Source organism: Gallibacterium genomosp. 1 (assembly GCF_001678575.1).
Classification (GTDB): Bacteria; Pseudomonadota; Gammaproteobacteria; order Enterobacterales; family Pasteurellaceae; genus Gallibacterium.
In genome coordinates this window covers 26,564-47,534 of record NZ_JTJP01000032.1, presented here as the reverse complement: position 1 = coordinate 47,534, position 20,971 = coordinate 26,564, and the positions used below count along the sequence as shown (strand labels likewise).

19 protein-coding genes are annotated in these 20,971 nt (G+C 30.6%); 4 read left to right on the top strand and 15 right to left on the bottom strand.

The window, feature by feature from the left end; genetic code table 11:
• Positions 1–401: 401 nt before the first annotated feature.
• From QV04_RS06610 to QV04_RS06540, 15 genes are read right to left on the bottom strand one after another with little or no spacing between them, the layout of a single operon-like run.
• A complete protein-coding gene (locus tag QV04_RS06610) occupies positions 402–1,397 on the bottom strand; it encodes an NAD-dependent epimerase (RefSeq protein ID WP_065231371.1) in 996 nt (331 codons plus the stop codon).
• A gap of 17 nt (positions 1,398–1,414) precedes the next feature.
• Positions 1,415–2,581, bottom strand: coding sequence for a nucleotide sugar dehydrogenase (locus tag QV04_RS06605; RefSeq protein ID WP_065231370.1), 1,167 nt, complete (start codon positions 2,579–2,581; stop codon positions 1,415–1,417).
• 1 nt (position 2,582) lies between these two features.
• Positions 2,583–4,133 (bottom strand): polysaccharide biosynthesis C-terminal domain-containing protein, encoded by a 1,551-nt coding sequence (locus QV04_RS06600; RefSeq protein WP_065231369.1) that lies wholly within the window; start codon positions 4,131–4,133, stop codon positions 2,583–2,585.
• Positions 4,134–4,146: 13 nt separating this feature from the next.
• Entirely contained in the window at positions 4,147–5,187 is a 1,041-nt protein-coding gene (locus QV04_RS06595) for a glycosyltransferase family 2 protein (RefSeq protein ID WP_065231368.1), read from the bottom strand.
• The gene (locus tag QV04_RS06590) at positions 5,184–6,356 is read right to left on the bottom strand and encodes a CapA family protein (RefSeq protein ID WP_065231367.1); all 1,173 of its coding nucleotides are present in this window, start codon (positions 6,354–6,356) and stop codon (positions 5,184–5,186) included. The genes QV04_RS06595 and QV04_RS06590 overlap by 4 nt, the downstream gene beginning before the upstream one ends.
• A gap of 24 nt (positions 6,357–6,380) precedes the next feature.
• Complete coding sequence (locus QV04_RS06585) at positions 6,381–7,304, bottom strand: ATP-grasp fold amidoligase family protein (protein ID WP_065231374.1); 924 nt, start codon at positions 7,302–7,304, stop codon at positions 6,381–6,383.
• A complete protein-coding gene (locus tag QV04_RS06580; protein WP_065231366.1) occupies positions 7,291–8,580 on the bottom strand; it encodes an O-antigen ligase family protein in 1,290 nt (429 codons plus the stop codon). Before QV04_RS06580 ends, QV04_RS06585 begins: the two co-directional genes overlap by 14 nt.
• A 9-nt stretch (positions 8,581–8,589) precedes the next feature.
• Positions 8,590–9,657 (bottom strand): glycosyltransferase, encoded by a 1,068-nt coding sequence (locus QV04_RS06575; RefSeq protein ID WP_065231365.1) that lies wholly within the window; start codon positions 9,655–9,657, stop codon positions 8,590–8,592.
• Positions 9,654–10,709 carry an NAD-dependent epimerase/dehydratase family protein gene (locus tag QV04_RS06570; protein WP_065231364.1) on the bottom strand — a complete coding sequence of 352 codons (1,056 nt, stop codon included), beginning with the start codon at positions 10,707–10,709 and terminating at the stop codon, positions 9,654–9,656. The genes QV04_RS06575 and QV04_RS06570 overlap by 4 nt, the downstream gene beginning before the upstream one ends.
• A 5-nt stretch (positions 10,710–10,714) precedes the next feature.
• On the bottom strand, positions 10,715–11,425 hold the full coding sequence (locus QV04_RS06565; protein WP_065231363.1) for an IspD/TarI family cytidylyltransferase: 711 nt from the start codon (positions 11,423–11,425) through the stop codon (positions 10,715–10,717).
• Positions 11,422–12,288, bottom strand: a complete 867-nt coding sequence (locus tag QV04_RS06560; protein ID WP_065231362.1) for a LicD family protein — start codon at positions 12,286–12,288, stop codon at positions 11,422–11,424. Before QV04_RS06560 ends, QV04_RS06565 begins: the two co-directional genes overlap by 4 nt.
• Before the next feature lie 8 nt (positions 12,289–12,296).
• Entirely contained in the window at positions 12,297–12,977 is a 681-nt protein-coding gene (locus QV04_RS06555; protein ID WP_419177512.1) for a sugar transferase, read from the bottom strand.
• Positions 12,978–12,984: 7 nt separating this feature from the next.
• A complete protein-coding gene (locus tag QV04_RS06550) occupies positions 12,985–14,181 on the bottom strand; it encodes a DegT/DnrJ/EryC1/StrS family aminotransferase (RefSeq protein ID WP_065231360.1) in 1,197 nt (398 codons plus the stop codon).
• A 27-nt stretch (positions 14,182–14,208) separates the two neighbouring features.
• The gene (locus QV04_RS06545; RefSeq protein ID WP_082985584.1) at positions 14,209–16,092 is read right to left on the bottom strand and encodes a polysaccharide biosynthesis protein; all 1,884 of its coding nucleotides are present in this window, start codon (positions 16,090–16,092) and stop codon (positions 14,209–14,211) included.
• 18 nt (positions 16,093–16,110) lie between these two features.
• Positions 16,111–17,247: an LPS O-antigen chain length determinant protein WzzB gene (locus QV04_RS06540; protein ID WP_065231358.1), complete on the bottom strand. Its 1,137-nt coding sequence runs from the start codon at positions 17,245–17,247 to the stop codon at positions 16,111–16,113.
• 428 nt (positions 17,248–17,675) lie between these two features.
• Between QV04_RS06540 and infA the strand changes: the two genes are divergently transcribed.
• From infA to QV04_RS06520, 4 genes are all read left to right on the top strand, one after another.
• Entirely contained in the window at positions 17,676–17,894 is a 219-nt protein-coding gene (gene infA / locus QV04_RS06535; protein WP_013746899.1) for a translation initiation factor IF-1, read from the top strand.
• Between the two features lie 88 nt (positions 17,895–17,982).
• A complete protein-coding gene (locus tag QV04_RS06530) occupies positions 17,983–19,269 on the top strand; it encodes an O-antigen ligase family protein (protein WP_065231357.1) in 1,287 nt (428 codons plus the stop codon).
• Positions 19,270–19,329: 60 nt separating this feature from the next.
• Positions 19,330–20,073, top strand: coding sequence for a HipA family kinase (locus QV04_RS06525; protein ID WP_065231356.1), 744 nt, complete (start codon positions 19,330–19,332; stop codon positions 20,071–20,073).
• Positions 20,070–20,885 carry a DUF3037 domain-containing protein gene (locus tag QV04_RS06520; protein WP_065231355.1) on the top strand — a complete coding sequence of 272 codons (816 nt, stop codon included), beginning with the start codon at positions 20,070–20,072 and terminating at the stop codon, positions 20,883–20,885. The genes QV04_RS06525 and QV04_RS06520 overlap by 4 nt, the downstream gene beginning before the upstream one ends.
• Positions 20,886–20,971: the final 86 nt, after the last annotated feature.

Genomic DNA, 20,971 nt, shown 5'->3' with positions numbered 1-20,971 from the left:
TACCACTACAAATATTCAAAGTCATATCAAATATAAAAGAGGGTTTGTAGAGCGTTTTAGATAAATTTATTATTTATTAGATAATAATGCTTCTACCCTTAATAAAAGCTATTTTTATCCATAAGCATCAATGAATATTGATTCCCCCTCTATTTGGTATAAAAACATCTAGATTAAGGAAAGATCGAGCAATAATATTTCAACCTACAAGAATTTCTACAAAAAACCAGATTGTTACATAGATGAAAATGGTAAATAAACTCAAAATTTAAATTTTGAGTTTATTTACCATTTTTTGAAGGGGCTGTTTATTGGGAAAGAAGGAAATTAAATGTTGAACACAGGACAACATACTCTGCTATCCTGAAATCACAACTATCAGTAGTATTAAGTTAAGCTATTTACTTAGAATAATACTCCTTATACCATTTTGCGAATCGCCCAAGTCCATCCTCTATGGAAGTACTAGGCTTAAATCCAAAATCTCTCTCTAACTCGCTCACATCAGCATAAGTTTGATAAACATCCCCATCTTGCATAGGAAGATATTCTTTTTCTGCCTGCATACCTAGAGACTTTTCTAATGTCTCTATGAAATACATTAATTTTTCTGGCTGGTTATTACCGATGTTATACACCTTGTAATGATCGCCTTGGTTATTAGCTTGCGGAGGATTACAAAGCATATTTTCAATTCCTTTTACGATATCATCAATATACGTAAAATCACGATACATATCACCTTGGTTATATATCTTAATTGCTTGACCGGCATAAATCATATTCGTAAATTTAAAATAAGCCATATCAGGACGCCCAAAAGGACCATATACCGTAAAAAAACGTAACCCAGTTGATGGAATACCATATAAATGACTATAAGTATATGCCATTAATTCATTCGATTTTTTTGTAGCAGCATAAAAACTAATTGGCTGATCAACATTATCCGAAGTACTAAACGGTGTTTTTTGTTGGTTGCCATAAACAGAAGAGCTTGAAGCAAACAAAAGATGCTCTACGGGATAATGACGACAAGCCTCTAAAATATTAAAAAAGCCTATTAAATTTGATTCAACATAAGCATATGGATTATCAATACTATAACGAACCCCTGCTTGTGCTGCTAAATTGACAACAATATCTGGATCAAATTCCTCAAAACAACGGTTTACCGCTTGTGCATCTGCTAAATTTGCTCGAACAAAAGAAAAACTATTAAATTGTGAAAGAATTTTTAAGCGATCTTCTTTTAATTGCACATCATAATAATCATTAACACTATCAAAGCCACAAACCTTGGCTCCCAATTCCAACAAACGTTTCGCTAAATGAAACCCAATAAAGCCAGCGGCACCAGTAATCAAAACCTTTTTCTTGTTATCAAATATATTCATTTTTTGCTCACTTATTTTTAATCACGCACAAATAAATCCCTAGTATAAACCTTATCTTTCGCATCAATTAAATCTTCTGATAAACGATTAGCTAGAATAACATCCGCTTGGTGCTTGAAAGTTGCTAAATTCTTTTCTACACGAGAATGAAAAAACTCATTAGCATCAAGTGTTGGTTCATAAACTATAACCTCTATTCCCTTTGCCTTAATTCTTTTCATTACGCCTTGAATCGCTGAAGCCCTAAAATTATCAGAAGAGGTTTTCATTGTTAAACGATAAACACCAACTATTTTAGGCTGACGAGCGATAATCATATCCGCAATATGGTCTTTACGAGTACGATTAGCATCCACAATAGCGGTAATTAAATTTTGAGGAATATCAGAATAATTAGCCAATAGCTGTTTAGTATCTTTTGGTAAGCAATATCCGCCGTAACCAAAAGATGGATTATTATAGAAATCTCCAATTCTAGGATCTAAACAAACTCCTTTGATAATTTCTGCAGTATTCAACTCTCTAATTTCAGCATAAGAGTCCAACTCATTAAAATAAGCTACACGTAATGCCAGATAAGTATTGGCAAATAATTTAATCGCTTCAGCTTCTGTTGAACCAGTAAACAACATCAGAATATCTTGTTTAATTGCACCTTGTGCTAATAAAGAAGCGAACTTATGTGCACGTTCAGACTCCTCTCCCACTACAATACGAGAAGGATATAAATTATCATAAAGAGCCTTTCCTTCACGCAAAAACTCAGGTGAGAAAATAATATTATTTGTATTATATCTCTCACGTACTTTTTCCGTATAACCTACAGGAATAGTAGATTTAATAACTATTGTTGCAGATGGGTTAATAGCTAAAACTTCCTCAATAACGCTTTCAACTGAAGAAGTATCAAAATAATTTTTATCAGGATCGTAATTAGTCGGGGTAGAAATAATAATATATTCAGCTCCACTAAACGCTTCTTTCGAATCTAATGTCGCTTTAAAATTAAGTGGCTTAGAAGCAAGATACTCCTCAATTTCTTTATCCAAAATAGGGGATTTCCTATCATTTAACATTGCAACTTTTTCAGGCACAATATCTAACATAACCACTTGATTATGTTGTGCCAATAAAATTCCATTTGATAGTCCTACGTAGCCCGTTCCGGCTATTGCGATTTTCATTTTATTTATCTCCGATAGTTTTATCTATTCTGCCCTTTACATATTGATGTATAATTTCTGCAATTTCCCTTTTATAAAAGAGGTAATTAATCAAAAATACAATTAGTAAAGATATGGTTGTTACTAAACAGGAACAAATAATCCAGTCAAAATATCCATCTATAATAAAACCATTTCTAAATTTTAAACCTATCCAAATAATGAAAAAAAATGTAATAGAATTAATAAAAGATCTTTTAAAAAAATACATTTTTTTCCTATTAAATATCTTATTTGACAAATAGTACACATAAAATAAGAATCTAAAAGATATGGCAACTAATGTTCCTATAGCTACACCTACTAGACCTAACCAATAAACAAGAATAACCGATAAGAAAAGATTGATGGCAACCTCCCCATAAGCTACTAATTGAGTCTCTTTAAAATGTCCTGCCGCTATAATTAAATTATGGTATGGAACTCGCAATGTAGTAACGAATGAAGATAAAATTAATAGCAATGCAAACGTGAAAACATCATAACTAATATCATTTATATGATGAGTATAAATAGCTATAAAAGGAGTAATCATAACAGTAGTAACTGAAAAAAGTATTACCGATACAATCGATAACAATAATTCATATCTATTAAAAACTTGATGTAATATTTCATACTCTTTTTTAGCCAGTATATCTCCAAAATAAGACTCTATTCCTGAAGAAAATGATACTGCAAAGTTCTGAATTTGGAAAACAATCATATTGTATATAGAGTATACAGCCACGAATTTTAGATCACTAAAAATAGTTAATATTCCAATATCTGTATTTGAGTGTAAAAAATACGCTATATGTTGCCCTAATCCAATCCACTTCTGTTTTAAAATATTCTCCTCTTTTTTTTTCGTTTCTTCAGATAAAAAGCCAAATTTAATTTTTATGTATCTCCACATTAGAATAGGTCTAAGAATAAATATACAACTACTTGCTAATTTTATTATAATTAAACTATAACCAAAATAAACCAACATAAAAACAGTAATAACATTCAACAATAACGTTAACATATTGATTATATTAGTAATATATATCCTCTGACTTGCTTGTATTAGTATAGAATAAGTGATACCTAAAAAATATTGAGCAAATATAGAAATACTGATGACTATTACTAATAAAAAGGTACTAATCCAATCAAAAATTTCAACATGTGCTAATGTATGGAAGCTACAAGCCAACACCAACACATATACAATAAAAAAATAAGCAATTAGCCTAAAAAACTTTTTTAATTCCAATATGATATTAAAGATTGTTTTTTTATCTCTATTAGCTAAAGGTTTATATAATGCTGCTCTTGCAACGCCTCCTATTCCCCCCTCTAATAAAGCTATATATCCTAGAAATTGAGTTATTGATACTGTCGCACCATAAGCTTCTGAACCAAATTTATTGATTATTAGCCAAGGAACTAACATCCCACAAACTAAAGTAATAACTTGAGTTACTAAAGAAACGATAATATTTAATTTTGCTTTTTTCTTACGAGAATCACCAGATGGGCCCATTACTTACCTCTAATTATTTTAAAACTTTATAAATATAAAAAATTATATTTAGGATGAAGTATGCTTTATTTTTAAACAAGGTATAAATAAAATAATTAGCAGAGCCTAATCGTTTTTTATCCAAATTTGCCACACTAATAGATTTGTAATATGATGAATTATAAATCTGATCACATAATTTAATTTTTTCTAACAGTGGTGTATTAAACTTAAATATTGTCTTAACTGTATTAGTTATCTGTAGTATACAGTAGGAATAATATTGCACCCAATTCTCTCGTGAAAAAACATTCTCAGTCATTAAAAAAGCAAGAACCTTCTCCCTTACTGTAAAATCAACTTTGAAATTTTGATAAGATACTGTTTGCGTGATACTCTGAGGGTTCAGAGTATAATTATAGAGTGCCTCATTAAGAAAGTAAATCTTCGATGCTCTTTTATAGTAATCGATACTCTGTAGAAGATCTTCAGCATGTTTAATATGAAAGTATTGGCTATAATCTAGTTTATTTAATAATGCAGTATTTATTGCTTTTCTACATACAGGGTTATAGTCAGAATCATTGAATACTATTGTATAAAGCACTCTCTTATCCTCAATAAGATCGAATATATCTTTATTTTCAAAAGATTTAATTACTTTATCTTTGTAAACTCTATCCATACCATAAATAACCATATCACAAGAATATTTGTTTATAGTATTATTAATCTTTTCTAAAGCATTCTGCTTTAAGGAATCATCTGAGTCTAAATATACTAGAAAAGCTAAATTTTGGGAGATTTTATTTGCATTTTCTAACACGAACTTCATGGCCATTTGGCGTGCAGATATTTGTCCTTCATTTTTTTTATGAATTACTGAAATTCGTTTATCCCGATTAGCATATTCGTCACAAATAGTTCCTGAATCATCAGTAGAACCATCATTCACTAACACTACTCTAAAATTTTGGTATGTTTGATTTAAAACAGAATCAAGACAATCTTTTAAGAAAGCTTCCACATTGTACACAGGGACACAAATCCAAAAAAAACATTTTTTTTCCATCATTTTTTCTCGTACTCTAAATTGTCTGATTTTACTTTACTTTTTATACCTTGGATTAGTAATTCTCTATGAGCCTCACATTCAACATAATTCTCTATAAAAATTCGCTGTAACATGCCATACCTTTTATTTAGATACCATGGTGAAAACTTATAGCCACTGAGTTTATTAAGTATTCTATAAAAAATATTTTTTGTGATTTTCCCAGCAAATGCAGATAAATATTCCCACTGCATATTCTTAGCAAAAGTTTGATATTGGGATTGTATAAAGCCAGGATTCTTTATTTGATTACTTCTTAAATAGAATTGACTTAAGATATCTTTTTTTTGTTTTAGATCAGCTAATCTAATACATTCCTTTCTTTTTATAATAGGAATATATTTTATATTAAAATGATTTGATTTTATTTCAAGATCTAGAAGTAAGCTAGTTTGCCAGAAATCATTATCCATATAATCAAATAAAAAATTTCCTTGACCATAAATTATTTTTCCTTTATTCCAGTCCTCTTCGCATCCAATACAATGGCTGTGTTGACAAATAACTAAATTTGCTCCCTTGTCTATAAACTTTCGACAAATTCTTTGTAATTGAGGAGAAGGGTAGCGATAATGCTCTTTTCCTCCATGATAGAGGACTATAATAAAATCACATTGATGCTTTAAGGTTTGAATATGGTCAAAACTTTCTAATGGGTCAAAAGGATTTGCTCCAGAGCGCGTTTCCGTAGCAATAGAGAATTCATGTTCAGCACAACAATAAATCCCTAGATTCATACCATCAGTTTTATAAATATAGGGTCTTGAAGCTTCTTCTAAATTATTCCCAATACCAGAAAATGGGATATTATTCTTTTTTAGAATTTCTATAGTTGAATTTAATCCTTTTTCTCCATGATCATAAATATGGTTATTAGCAAGAGTAAAAAATAAAGATTTAATTTTTCTGAGAGCATTAATTGAATCTGTTGGGGCTTTTAGGTGAGGACCTGCTTTCTCGATTGGTGATTCTTCATTAACTAATGGGGTCTCTAAATTCAAGATAACTAAGTCTGCAGCATTTAAATCATACAATAATTTTTCCCCAATTAATGACTCTAAATCTCCATCAGAAAAAGCATTATAATTTCTTTTTGTTGGGACAGTATCTCCGCCAATGATAACTCGCATATAAAACACTCCAAAACTATCTATTTATATTTTTTTAGCTCTTTCTATTGGTAATTTTAGTATATTACCTAATTTATAATCCCATTCATCAGGTTCAAATCGTCCAAATCCTGCAGCTGGATATAAAGTAATTTCTCCAAAATATAATTTTTCTTGAACCTCATAAAAATCAATTCTAGAAAAAGGTTTATCTTTTGATAGCCACTGAGAAAATTGTATCATTTTATCTAAATTTATAGGTTTATTAAGAATTTTCTGACTACTTTTGAAAGGAATATTTCCAACATGTATTCCTGAAAAAGGCTGGAGGACCCAATTTAAGTCAAAAAAATCTATTGTTTCAGATTCACTTCGGCTACAAATAACCTGACAGAAAACTGGAATTCCATTAAAGCAATAAAATTTATAATCAATTAAATCACTTTCCCCTTTATTAAACATATATTTTTCAGCAATAACACAAGGTTTGATATTTTTATAGGGCCATTCTCTTCCAAACCAGTATCCATTCCGTTTTAACCCTGAAGACAGTTTCTTCTTTGCCTTTTCAATATCAAAGCTTGATTTATCCTTACAAATTAAGATACTACCAGAATCATGGTTACATTTTAAAACAAATTGGTCAGGCAAGGATTTAAAATCTATATCCTCTACGGTTTCCCACATGCCTAAAAGAGGAATTAAATACTCTTCTCCTATCGTTTTCTTTATGTAATCTCTGACACGGTATTTATCGCACATCGTGGTATAAATATCACGTCTATCATTTAATTTCAGCCATTGGAGTTTTTCATTAAATTTTTTAGGGTTTTCTAAATCTAATTTATTTCCTGTGGCTAATTTATACATTATTTTAAGATATAATTTATCAGGAATAAATCTTGTTATCCCTAGTCTTGTTAAATTATTCAATAATGCATAGGGAATTCTTGATTTATCTTTTTGCAAAAGTGTTATCAATGTTTTTATCTTGTGAAACATATCTAATCTCGCTATATTTTTTCTTTAACAATTGGGTCTTTAAATAGATTAATAAAAGATAAAAGTATGTTAATTTCATTTCATATGAAACCATACCCATATCTAAAAATAATCGCCCTAATAACAATATCAATATAACTATATATTCTGGATCCGACCAATCCCTATACTTAATAAGATCCTTTAATAATTTTATAAATAGTGAATAATAAGCAAAAGTACCTATAATTCCAACACCACATAGCAACTCTAAATAATTATTATGTAAGTAATATCCTTCTGCATGATATATTGGATAAGTATAAATTTGCGGATTATTTAATCCAACACCCAGAATAGGAAAGTTAAGAAATAAATTCCAGCCTATTTGTACTAAATTCATTCTTACCTCAGTCGAATGATCTGTTTCATTCTTCCCCAAGAAACCATTAAGCATCTCATCTATTCTTAAGGTTATTCCATCAAAGATGGGAAGTTGTAGTATTAATATAGAAAAAAACATAAGGACAAATAAAGAGCTAAATATCTTCATAAAAACAAAAAGCTTATTTCTATTATTTATATATTGCAAACAATATAGAGCTATTAACCCTATAAAAATTGCCAATAAAGCTTTCCTACTTCCTGAAGCAATCAAAACAAATATTGCAGGCAAGATAAGAATATCAGTCCAATTTTTCTTTTTATATAAAAAATAATAGCTATTAATTAAAATCGCCTGAGCTGCACATAAACCTACAGTATTTGCATTCAAGGCATCATTTGATATTCTTGCCCCCTTATTAACAATAAGTAATATATTATCGTAGCCATAGTAAAACACTGTATAGAAAGAAATACTGTATCCTACCCACATTCCTATTTTTAGCAATATATCTATTGATTTTTTGTGCTGAAATGCAATATAAAAAACTATAATCATTATAAAAATTTCTATAAGATCAATAACTCGTTCAATAACAAAGTCTAAATCTTTTGCATTGAAAATACTTAACCATCCACAAAAGATAAATAATAGAATCCATGTATAAAAACTTGTTACCTTAATAGAAATTTTTCCTCTATCTCTAATAAGAGAGAACAACAAAATACAAACTAAAATTAACAACAAAAAATATGCGCCATAATTATTTTGTTCACCTAAAGCGAACGAAATAGTTAAAGACAAAAAGAGAAAAACGGCCACAAAAATAGATACAAGAGAATCAAAGAAGTGGCTTATAGATATATTTAAAAACCGCATAAGCTTCCCTTATAGTAATTCCAGCCATTCATTTGCAATGATATGTAATGGATATTTTTCTCTAACCAAATAAGCTTTATCTGCTAATTTTTTTGCAAACTGAGGATTTTCTGCAACTCTTTTCATTCCAAGATACAATGCTTCTGTATCATTGACAGGTACAAGAATCCCATTCTCATTATTTTGAATAATCATCCTAGCTCCACCGACAGGACAATCTGTTACTATAACAGGTAACCCTAACGCCATAGCTTCAAGCATAGAATTTGAAATCCCTTCATAATTAGAGGAAGAAACATACATGCTTGCCTTATTCAATTTATTTAAAACATTACGTTCAAATCCTGGAAATATAATTTTCTCTTCTAAATTTAATTTATACACATATTGCTTTAACTCTTGTTCCAGAACTCCTTGCCCATAAATTACTAACGAATAATCAGGGAAATCATTATGAAATTTTTTAAATGCATCTATCAGCATAAACAAATTCTTTTGTGGGTGAAGTCTACAAGCTGTAACAACTAATTTTTCTTTTTCCCCTATATATCTATCAGGAAGTTTTCCGTTAATTGGGTTAGGAATAACAATCCCTTTTTTTTGTATATATGATGAAAAATATTGTCTAGCTTCTTCCGTTTGAAAAACTATCCTATCTGCAAAATAAAAAGATAAGTTTCTCAATTTCTGTTGTAACCATCCGATCGGACATTCTTTCGGATTATTTCTTTCCGAAAAGATCATTTTATTAGGGACAAATAAAGAGGCCATAGCAGAAATAAAGCTTGATGCAGATAAAAAAGATATAACCGTAGAGGACTTATTTTCTCTTAAAATATGAATCAAACTATTAATTTCTTGTAAGTATCTAATAATCTTGTTCTTACTAGTAGATTGAATATATATTGTTTTAATAGAATCAGATATCTCATAGGTAGAATTACCGTACCTATTTGCGTGAGTTTGAATAACTGTTACATGATGACCTTTATTACTCCATTCACGCATTAATTCTGTTAAAACCCTTTCTGCACCATCATTTCCAAGAGCTATAGTAACTACAACGATATTCTTCATTGAAAGCTCTCTATCTCTTTTAAATAACAAACTAATCTTTCATAAGCTTTCTCCATAGAAACCTCTGCCTTCCAACCTAAACTCTTCAATTTATCTGAACATAAAAACATATTTACTGTTGGAGCATACCCATAATTAGACTCTGTGGGAATATCATATTCTACTTTAATTTTTCCTGATGCTACTTTGCCAGATACCATTTCAGCAATTTCTTTAATAGTTCTTGTTTCTTTATCATTACATATGTTATAAGCTTCCCCTTTTTTCCCTAGAAATAAAATAAAAAAAATTCCACAAATAGCATCTGTAATATAGCAAAAATTAGAAACTGAACTTCCATCCGTATGTAATATAATACTTTCATTTTTAATTACACTTCTCGCAAATTGCATAAAAACCCGATTATCAGTCAATGATACTCCTGGGCCAAAAGTTTGAGATAAACGAGCTATTTTAACATCTACATCATATTCTGTAGCATAAGCACTACAATAACACTCACATACCCTTTTACCTAATGAATAACTACTTCTAGGAGTCAAATGATCAATAACTCCTATACTTTGCTCATTCATAAAAGCTCCATTCTCATAGGGAATACCATACTGCTCCATCGAAGAAAGATAAACCACTCTACAATTATTATTTTGTTTAGCTAATTCCAATACCTGATGTATCCCAATCATCATACTATCTAGTGTTTCCACAGGGAAAGAAATAAAATAAGAAGATTGTGTTGGGGCTGCTGCATGCATAATAAAATCAAAAGAAATATCTTTTAGACCATTCCAATCATCAAAAAAAACAATCTTATCAATTAATTTATCATTAAATACTTTCTTAATTTTATTCTTATCTCTTACAATTCCTACAATTTTAACTCCTAAACTATACTTTTCATCAGCTAATAAGATAGTCTTTATGAATATTGATCCTAAAAAACCAGTCGCTCCAGTAACTAAAATACTTGTATTCTTTAATAAATTAATATCATCTAATCTACAAACAATATTTTCCAAATCTGATTCCAAAACCTGTGAATAATTTTCCATTTATATTATTCCTCTAATCTCGCTCGCGAAATACCTAAAAACATATAATAATCTGACGGAGTAGTTATTTTAATATTTTCATGTTTCCCCATTACTGTATTTAAGGTAAATCCGGATGCCAACATAAGGGAGGCTGAATCGACATAATTATATACTCCTTTTTTTCGAGCTATATTATGTGCATCCAAAATGTCTCTCAACCAAAAACTCTGAGGTGCTTTTGCCATAACACAAGAATCTCTATCTAATACAGAAGAAACTTCTGCATTTTTGTTAACTAAAACTACTGTTTCTATAGCTTTTGTTACTGTAATAGCAGAACCTTTTTTCTTTACACCCTCAATATTTCTATTAATTATTTCATCATCAATCAATGGCCTAACCCCATCATGAATTAAAACTATAATATCCCTCTCTCCATATAACTCTTTTGCTTTTTTTAAGGCAATATATTGAGAATCTAAAGCTGTATCCCCTCCAGGTACAATAGAGCAAACTTTATTTATATTTTCCTTTTCTATTAAAGAACGAGCATAATCAATCCAATCTTCTTTACAGGCTAAAATAATAGCATCTATGTTTTCGTTTTTTTCAAAATTCAACAAAGTATGTATTAGAACTGCTTTTCCATTCCATACTAAAAACTGTTTAGGGGTTTCAGGATTATTCATTCTTGCCCCTACTCCTCCTGCAAAAATAATTGCAATATTTTTCACTTTTTCCTCTCCGAAATACAATAATATTTACCCTTATATTGTGTATATGGTGTATTCATATCAATATAAACTGCGTCATGTTTTGCTTTTCTATCCTTTTCTGGAGGAAGTTTCATATAATCTCCCCAAATTAAACGCAAATATCTATCATAACCGCTCATTACAGGAATATCATGTCCTTCAAACTTTTTATATATAACAGAATCAAAATCCTTTTTAGGATGGATTAACTTCATTCCCTTTAAACTTCCTATTAATTCTGTCACTTGCTCAACATCAGCCCATTTATATTGCATCATTCTTTTTTCTGCAAACGACCAAATCTTATATCTAAACGTCTGACTAGGAATCAAAGAATAAATTATTTTCGCCATTACCCGGAACAAAACTCCTTTATTATTAGGTAATCTCTGTACATTAAACAATGAAAACATCATAGCATAAAAAAGCTGAAAAGCTCTTTTTACTTTATTACTAGGACAACCATCTATAGGCATAATTTCTAATGCTAAACCATGACAAATATCTTCTTGTATACTATGCCTATTAATAAATGTCGTATTATTATCTCTAATTGACGCACCTGCATCATGATAATTCAAATACTGATTAGTCCTACAATAGGAATACCTTTTTTTATCGGCATATTTATCCCATAGCTGAGACAATTTCTCATAATCATCCCTTGGCATAAATACATCTAAATCATCATCCCACGGGATAAATCCTTGATGACGAATTGCTCCAATTAAACCTCCGCCGCATAAATAAAACATCAAATTATGTTCATTACAAAAATTCGTGAAATAGAGTAGCATTTCCAGTTCTTTTTTCTGAATTTCCTTTGTTGTATCTAATAACATTAGAACCTCTACTTAATCACCGCCAATACTGTTTTAATCATTGTAACTAGATCCCTACTAAATGAATAATTTCGTATACTTTCTAAATTCCATTTCATTTTTTTAGGAAGTACTTTTTCAATATATTCTTTATCTGCATTTTCTGCATTAGATAAAAGTCTGTCCTCATCTTTATACTCAATGCTTGCCTCACTTGTTACGCCAGCTGGCAATAACAATGTTGCCATCATCTCATCCGTATATGCGTCAACATATTGGGGAACTTCTGGTCGAGTTCCTACAAAGCTCATTTCGCCTTTTAAAATATTGATAAGTTGCGGAATTTCATCTAAGCGCGTTTTTCTTAGCTTCTCACCTATAGCTGTAATTCTTTTATCATTATCTGTAGTTACTTGAGACCCCAATGCCTCAGCATTAGCCACCATTGTACGAAATTTATAGATTTTAAATTCTCTTCCGTATTGAGTAACTCGTGTTTGCTTAAAAAACACATCTCCAGGGCTATCTTTATGAATCTTATAAGCAATATATAAAAATAAAGGAGATAGTAAAATCAGTAAAATTGCAGCCAAACATCGATCAAATATCACCTTGCACAATAAACTGAATCGCTTCGTTTTTAAGTAATCATAATATGTCTTCACGGACTCTGTTTTCATTCGTAAAGGCAAATTTTCCCAATCTCGCAAAATCATACTAATCACTCAAAATTTTCTTAAATTTTTCAATAATATAATCAACTTCCTCATTTGTTAGCTGAGTATGCAATGGTAATGTTATTTCATTACAATATTGATTATATGAATTAGGATAATCATTTATCGAAAATCCCATATTTTTATAAGCTGTATGCATTGGAAGTGGTTTATAGTGTACATTCGTAGCGATGCCTGCTTCTGCCATTTTTTCAATAAATCGATTGCGATAATGTTCGTCTTTCCCAATTAGGCGAACTAAAAACAAATGACCACAGCTCGTATAATCTTTTGTAAAATGAGGGAGAATCTCCACATTACATCCTTTTAGTCCTTCTATATATCTGCCAATAATTTCTTTACGTCTAGCTAATAATAATGGATAACGTTCAAATTGAGCTAAGCCAATCGCAGCACAAATGTCCGTCATATTACATTTATAATAGCAACCTTGAATATCATATTCCCAAGCACCCAATTTTGTTTTAGCTAATGCGTCTTTATTTTGTCCATGTAGAGATAAAAGTTGAAATTGATGATAAATAGCTTCATCATTAACACCATCAATACTTCGCCAAGTAGCATATCCTCCCTCTGCTGTTGTAAGGTTTTTTACTGCATGGAAAGAAAAACTGCTAAAATCTGCAATAGCTCCAGTCATTTGATCTCTCCATATAGAACCAAGAGAATGGGCACAATCAGCCACTACAGCTATACGTCCAATTTTCGCTTGTAAATCATTTGATGATTTAAAAAGCGATTTTTTACGTTCAACAATATCAAAAATCTTATCGTAATCACAAGGTACACCAGCTATATCAATAGGAATAATGACTTTAGTTTTTTCAGTAATCGCTTTTTCTAAAGCCTCATAATCCATTTGATACGAATTAGGTGCTGTATCCACGAGAACCAGTTTAGCTCCTATGTGAACAACTGGACTTGCACTTGCTGTATAAGTATATGCACAAGTGATAATCTCATCATCTTCTTTAATATCCAAAACTCTAAGAATCAATTCTAGGGCAGCTGTTGCCGAATTTAAACAAACGCCCCTTTTTATTCCCATATATGACGCAAGTCTTTGCTCTAATGTTTTAGTACGAGGACCAGTTGTAATCCAACCACTTTTTAATGCTTCAATAACCTCATTGATTTCTAAATCTGTAATATCCGGAGGAGAAAAACTGATTTTCATTACTTTATCCTTTATTTTTATTATCTATTAATGCAATTTGCGATATACCATATCACAAATCTCCGTTGTCGGATTAAACCCTGTTGATGATTTCATTAATAATTCTCTAATCTCATCAATCTTATATTCTGCACATAGTTTATCCAATTGTTCTAAAATAACTGACAACTTATCCCATTCAATCATAATTTCTGTTGCTGACATTATTCTTGGATGTGTAGTGCCGTGAACATTTTCACCAATCAATAACTCTTCATATAATTTTTCACCCGGTCTTAATCCTGTTATTTGAATTTCAATATCCCCATCGGGATTTTTTTCATTTTTAACAGTCAACCCACTTAAATTCACCATTTTTACCGCTAGATCATAAATTTTGACTGGTTCTCCCATATCCAACACAAACACATCACCACCTTTTCCCATAGCACCTGCTTGAATCACTAGCGAAGCTGCTTCAGGAATGGTCATAAAGAAACGAGTAATCCTTCGGTGCGTTAATGTGATTGGACCACCTTCACGAATCTGTTTATTGAATAATGGCACTACTGAACCTGATGAACCAAGCACATTACCAAAACGAACCATACAAAAACGAGTTGTATTCTGTTTACTAGCAAGAGCCTGCAACACTAATTCAGCCATTCGTTTAGTTGTTCCCATAATGTTAGTTGGGCGCACAGCCTTATCTGTAGAAATTAAAACAAATGTAGAAACTTTTGCTTCAATAGCTGCTTGAGCACAAGATAAAGTACCAAAAATATTATTACGAATACCTTCAACAACATTATACTCCACTAATGGAACGTGTTTATAAGCTGCAGCATGATATACTGTTTCCACTTGGAATGAATGCATAATAATATCTAAGCGATGTTTCCTTTGTACCGAACCTAATAACGGAACTAATTCAATTTTTTCTGTTCTAACATTATCATTTTGTAATAATTCTTGATGAATTTGATATAATGAAAATTCACTCAACTCAAACAAAACTAATTTTCTAGGTTGTTGCTTAACAATTTGACGGCATAATTCAGAACCAATTGATCCACCTGCACCGGTTACCATAACAACTTTATTTTTAATATCTTGATTCAATAAAGTGTCTATTGGTTTAACAATATCTCTTCCTAATAAGTCGGAAATCGAAATTTGATTTAAGCTAGTTAAATGTGCTTTACCACTAACAATATCTTCCATTCCCGGAACTGTTAGAATTTCGCACTTATATTTACTAATCCGATTAATAATCTTTTTACGTTGTGTCTGGCTTGCACTTGGCATTGCTAATAATATTTTTTTTACATTTCTGCTCTCAATTAATTTGTCTAATGATTTTGGATTATATACGGTAATACCGTGCATTACTGTTCTATGTAAATTTTTATTATCATCAACAAAACCAACCACTAAATAATTTGATGCTTGATTTAATGCTGTCAGCAACTGTCTTCCTGAACTTCCTGCCCCATAAATAATTACTCTTGTCTTATCATGACGATCATAACTCAACATTGCACGCCATAAAAAACGAGTACAAACAACAAAAATAGACAAGAAAACAAAGTATAAGAATAGAACTGTTCTTGGTAAATTAAATTGAAACGCAAATGTTACTAATAACAATGCTGCTGTTGATACCCCCGTACCAACAATAGCAACTTGCGTAAATTTAATGGTAATAAAACGAAGAACTGCACGATATAAACCTAAACGAATAAATGTCAAAATAGAGATTACACTGACACATAAAACAATATACCAGTTATCTGTTTTTATCACTTCTTCATGAAAATTAAGCCTAATTCCTAATGCTAAAAAATAGGAGCTAACAATAAAAAGAATATCAATGATTATTGAAATAACTCTTTTTACACTACGGTGTAGACTTAAAATATTATTCAGCATAATCTGTTCTCAACATTACTAATTTATTTCTTTTTTTCTTGAAATAAACGCACTTGTTACTAACACATAAATAATTGATAAAATAAGACCAATTAACATACCAGCTACTACAATTAACAATCTTTTCGGCTTATCTTTAACCACAGGATAATCCGGTGAAGAAAGATAAGTATAAGCATTTGTTTCCAATTTCCCTTCTTTAAATTTTTGAGCTAATGCTTCCAATTTCGTTATCTGTTCTTGAATCTGATAATATTTTGGTGGGTAAATGATATCGTTTTGTTTTATAGCACTAATCTGCGCACTAATATATTTTTCTCCTAAAATGAAGAGGTATGGATTATCTGATAGTGGAGATTCAGATAAAGGAATAGAGGTATCTGCTCTAATTATATTTAATAAATTATTCTCTACTTCACCAGATATTTTTGAATAATCTTTAATATCTGCCCGCTTTGCTGTATCCAAAGCTCGATGTAAATTTTCTAACTGTACATTGCGTTGAATATCGACATTTTGTTTAATTTGGTTAAGCTCAAAACGAAGATCAGTTAATTTTTCATTATAAGTAATTAGAAAAGACTTAAAATTGTAATCTAATGACTCTTGACTAATCTGCTTTATGAAGGCTTTTAATGTATCTTGAGCTAATGCTGGTGTTTCTGCGGAAAAACTCACTTGTACTCCTCCCCATAATGCTTTTGGATCTTTTTTCTCATCAGGTTTGGTAATAGTGATATTTTCTCGCGCTAATTTATTTAAAATGACTCGCTGCTGCTCTTTATCCTTACCGACACTTTCTAATTTGTACACTTCCGTTTGAGATAAGAAATTTTCTCTCTCATCCAATGAATAAAGTAATTGATTGAATTTTGAAAAAAAGCTATTAGATAAACTGTTTACATCAAAATCACTACCTAAAATACGAGCATATTCACGTCTGATAGTTAGATAGTTATTTAATGAAACAGCATTAGGTGCGATTACTTCTGCTTTTGATGTCCACTGTTCTTTAGCGGTAAAAGCATAAATTGCTGCTATCACCACACAGATGAAAGTTGTTGCAATAATGATAACTTTCTTTTTCCATAAGAGGGTAAGCAATTCAATCAGATCAATTTCATCTGATGAGTTTTGTTGTCGTTGATTTTCCATTTTGAACTATTCTCGATAAAAAATTTTTGCATATTGTAAAAGAAGTATGACGCCATTTCAATATATTCAAATTACTTAAAAAGTGTCTAGGGAGGGGGGTAAATATAATTGTAAATCAACAATTTATAAAAGTTATCAAATTGTGTCGTGTCGTAATATCCTACTTTGGAAAAGTAGCGATTTTACTGGCAACAAATTGATTATTTTCAAGTTATTTAGTTAAAAATCGATTATTTGAGATTATTTTTTGTACAAAATAAATGGATATCAGCGACTTCTAGTCACAGGTTTAATTGCATTTCTCAATAACTCTCTCCAATTTTTAATGCATATATATTAAAAATATGTGTATAATTACGCCGTTTAAAGCGCTACTTCGGTAGCTTTTTGTTTAATTATCAATAAAGTTGTTAACTATTAGAGGAAACATGGCAAAAGAAGATAGTATTGAAATGCAAGGTACCATTTTGGAAACCTTACCAAACACAATGTTTCGTGTTGAATTGGAAAATGGGCATGTGGTAACTGCTCATATCTCCGGTAAAATGCGTAAAAACTATATTCGTATCCTTACCGGTGATAAAGTGACTGTTGAAATGACACCTTATGACTTAAGCAAAGGTCGTATCGTTTTCCGTAGTCGTTGATCTCCATACTCCCCTTGTTTTAAATGGCAAGGGGGGGGGGAAGATAACTGCTCTTAATTAAATTTTATATATTTTTGAAGATATTATTATGTTTAATCCCCCTACTTTTCACCGTTCTATTTCATTTTTTTTAAATTTATCTGTTGCTTACTTTTTTATTGCTCTTGTTATTATTCCTAAAGCATATGGTACAGGTGTTGTTCTGGCTGCTGTAGGTTTATTACTTTTTATTTTTTATGCTTTTAGAGCCAGAGAAAAATGCTTCCTTGATTCAAGCTGCTATGCTTTTGTTTTTGCTTTTTGTTTTTACTTTTTTATCTATTTACTTGATGTGTTAATTCACCAAGACTCCACTAAAATTCTTGATGGTCCAAGCCGAGCATTAACTTTTTTATTTGTCTTTTATTTATTTAAAAATTATCCGATTAAATTACAGTTATTGTTATATGTTATTCCTTTAGGCGGAATAATTTCAGGATTATTCTCTTTTTATCAGGTTAATATCTTACATTATAATAGAGCTTTCCAATTTTCATATCAAATGCCTATCCAATTCGGTGATATTTCTATGTCATTAGGTATGTTCTGTGCTGCTATATTTTTTTATAGTTGGAATAAGAAATTAAATTTTTTAAGTATTTTATGTGTAACAGGCATAATTGGAGGAGTCATAGGAAGCCTTTTCAGTCTATCTCGTGGAGGTTGGCTACTCTCGCCATTTATTCTTTTAATCTTATTATACTTAAATAGAACCATCTTTTCTAAAAAAGCAATTATAGGATGTATTCTAACTTTTCTTGTGGCATTTAGTTTAATTATTTCAATGAATACTCCTATAAAATCACGAATAGAAATTGTTTATCAACAAATAACCAATATTTTGTCAAATCGTCAGTTATCTAACTTACCAAATGACGGTTCTGTATCTCCTAGATTAGAACTTTGGAAGGCTGGACTATTAGCTATTCAAGAAAAACCTCTCTTTGGATGGGGAGATAAAGGGGCTGATACCAAGCGAGCACAACAAGCAAAACAAGGTATTATAAGTGAGCACGATGGACAATATGGACACTCCCATAATCAATTTCTCAATGATACTTTAGAAAGAGGTGTTATCGGATTATTATCCCTTCTTGCTGTATTTTTATTTCCACTATGGCAATTCTTTAAAGCTTATCGAGAAAATAAAGATAATTTAGAAGTTAGATTATTAGCAACACTCGGTATGATTCACATCACTTCAGTAATGTCTTACGGGTTAACACAAGTCTTTTTTGCACATAATTCAGGCAATATGTTCTATTTCTTTTTAACTGTCTTATTTTATGCGATGTTATTAGAATATAAAAAGCAAACCATGCATTTAAATAAATAATGACACTAAAATTAGTGTTAAAACCAAAATTTAGATTTTCTTAAATAAGAGATTGTATCAATGAGGAAAATTTCTTTCATTCAAGAAAGAACTGATATGGGGGTAACCCGACCTTTTATCTGCCAAGCAGATGATGGTCAATGGTTCATTGTCAAAACAAAAGCAATGATGCCTATTCAGCAATTATTAGCTGAGACTATTGGCTCTGAATTAGCAATCAAAATGGGGTTACCTTGTCCTGAAATATCTTTTGTTGAAATAACTAACGAAACAAATAAATATATTTTGTCTGATTGGCTCTCTGATCTTTCTGTTGGCTCAGCTTTTGCTTCAAAATATATTGATTCAGCAAAAATAGCAAAAACAGTACAAGCAAAAAATGTCGATTATTTCCCTGAAAGCCTACAAAAACAGCTCTATATGTTTGATAGATGGATTTTAAATTCAGATAGAACTGCATCACAAGTAGGAACTGGCAATATTAATTTACTTTTTGATGAACAGCAACAGAAAATACTCGTAATAGATCATAATCTTGCTTTTGACGAAGAAATTTCTGCATTCGATGAGCATATTTTTGCTCCTAAAAATAGAATGTGGAGATTAGATTTTGTTGATCAACAGCTATTTACAGATAGAGCTATTGACATTCTAAAGGACTTTAATCATATTTATAAACTCATACCTGATGACTGGTTTCCAGTAGATGAAGAAGAATTTAAAAAAATTGATAATTATATTAATAAGATACATACACTACTAAACCGCATAACTAACAAAGATTACTGGAGCAACATCGAATGAAACAACCAATTTTATATAGTTTTGTGAGGTTTCGACCTTACTTTGAAACAGGTGAATTCGTTAATGTTGGCTTACTGATGTGTGAACCTGAAAAACAAAAACTGAGCTATCAACTTGTTGCTAAAAATGATAAGCGTGTGAACGATTTTTTTTATCGTAGTAATATATTTAATAGCATAAGAGATACCATAAATGAGGAATTACAACATATTACCTCTCAAGTATTCAATTTAACTCCACAAGAAATGGCAACTTTCTTTCATCATTATGTTGATGTTAAGGAAGGTATTGTGCAATACAGCAATGCAGCAGTTGGTCTAGTTGATGATCCACAAGCCTATTTTAATAATTTATATACTAAATATATTCATTTATCTGGCATTAAATCCGATAATCAAGAAACAATTATGGAGAAACACTTCAAAACGATTTTTAAAGCTGAAAATGATGCTATTCTGTCGAATTACAAACAACATTCAGTAAAAGGAGAATTAACCAAATTCATCCTTCCGCTTGCTTTAAAAAATAAAGATCAGAAAGAAATCTTAAAAGCGGTTAAACCATTAGCTTTTGACCAGGATGAAAGCCCGAATATGATTGAGCATTGTGATAATTGGATATCTAAAATCAATCGAGCAGATGAAGAGGGTTTATTGAAAAAAGAAAATATCCTCTTTGCATTGGATACTGCTGACACAGCTAATAAAATCAATGTGATTGACACTATTAAACGGACTTTTGATAAGTTCAATATCAACCATATTAATCGAACCGAAGAAAATACTTTATTAGCTTTTGCTAAAAATATCTAACCTAACCTCCTCGTAGGTTTTCTTTTTCGATTCGCTGTCAAAATATGTTTATCCAATCTACATATTAACGAAATATGTTTAAAATT

Coding starts and splice junctions, on each gene's coding strand:
- QV04_RS06610 (WP_065231371.1), bottom strand. CDS start 1,397: ATGAATATATTTGATAACAAGAAAAAGGTTTTGATTACTGGTGCCGCT.
- QV04_RS06605 (WP_065231370.1), bottom strand. CDS start 2,581: ATGAAAATCGCAATAGCCGGAACGGGCTACGTAGGACTATCAAATGGA.
- QV04_RS06600 (WP_065231369.1), bottom strand. CDS start 4,133: ATGGGCCCATCTGGTGATTCTCGTAAGAAAAAAGCAAAATTAAATATT.
- QV04_RS06595 (WP_065231368.1), bottom strand. CDS start 5,187: ATGATGGAAAAAAAATGTTTTTTTTGGATTTGTGTCCCTGTGTACAAT.
- QV04_RS06590 (WP_065231367.1), bottom strand. CDS start 6,356: ATGCGAGTTATCATTGGCGGAGATACTGTCCCAACAAAAAGAAATTAT.
- QV04_RS06580 (WP_065231366.1), bottom strand. CDS start 8,580: ATGCGGTTTTTAAATATATCTATAAGCCACTTCTTTGATTCTCTTGTA.
- QV04_RS06575 (WP_065231365.1), bottom strand. CDS start 9,657: ATGAAGAATATCGTTGTAGTTACTATAGCTCTTGGAAATGATGGTGCA.
- QV04_RS06570 (WP_065231364.1), bottom strand. CDS start 10,709: ATGGAAAATTATTCACAGGTTTTGGAATCAGATTTGGAAAATATTGTT.
- QV04_RS06560 (WP_065231362.1), bottom strand. CDS start 12,288: ATGTTATTAGATACAACAAAGGAAATTCAGAAAAAAGAACTGGAAATG.
- QV04_RS06550 (WP_065231360.1), bottom strand. CDS start 14,181: ATGAAAATCAGTTTTTCTCCTCCGGATATTACAGATTTAGAAATCAAT.
- QV04_RS06545 (WP_082985584.1), bottom strand. CDS start 16,092: ATGCTGAATAATATTTTAAGTCTACACCGTAGTGTAAAAAGAGTTATT.
- QV04_RS06540 (WP_065231358.1), bottom strand. CDS start 17,247: ATGGAAAATCAACGACAACAAAACTCATCAGATGAAATTGATCTGATT.
- infA (WP_013746899.1), top strand. CDS start 17,676: ATGGCAAAAGAAGATAGTATTGAAATGCAAGGTACCATTTTGGAAACC.
- QV04_RS06530 (WP_065231357.1), top strand. CDS start 17,983: ATGTTTAATCCCCCTACTTTTCACCGTTCTATTTCATTTTTTTTAAAT.
- QV04_RS06525 (WP_065231356.1), top strand. CDS start 19,330: ATGAGGAAAATTTCTTTCATTCAAGAAAGAACTGATATGGGGGTAACC.
- QV04_RS06520 (WP_065231355.1), top strand. CDS start 20,070: ATGAAACAACCAATTTTATATAGTTTTGTGAGGTTTCGACCTTACTTT.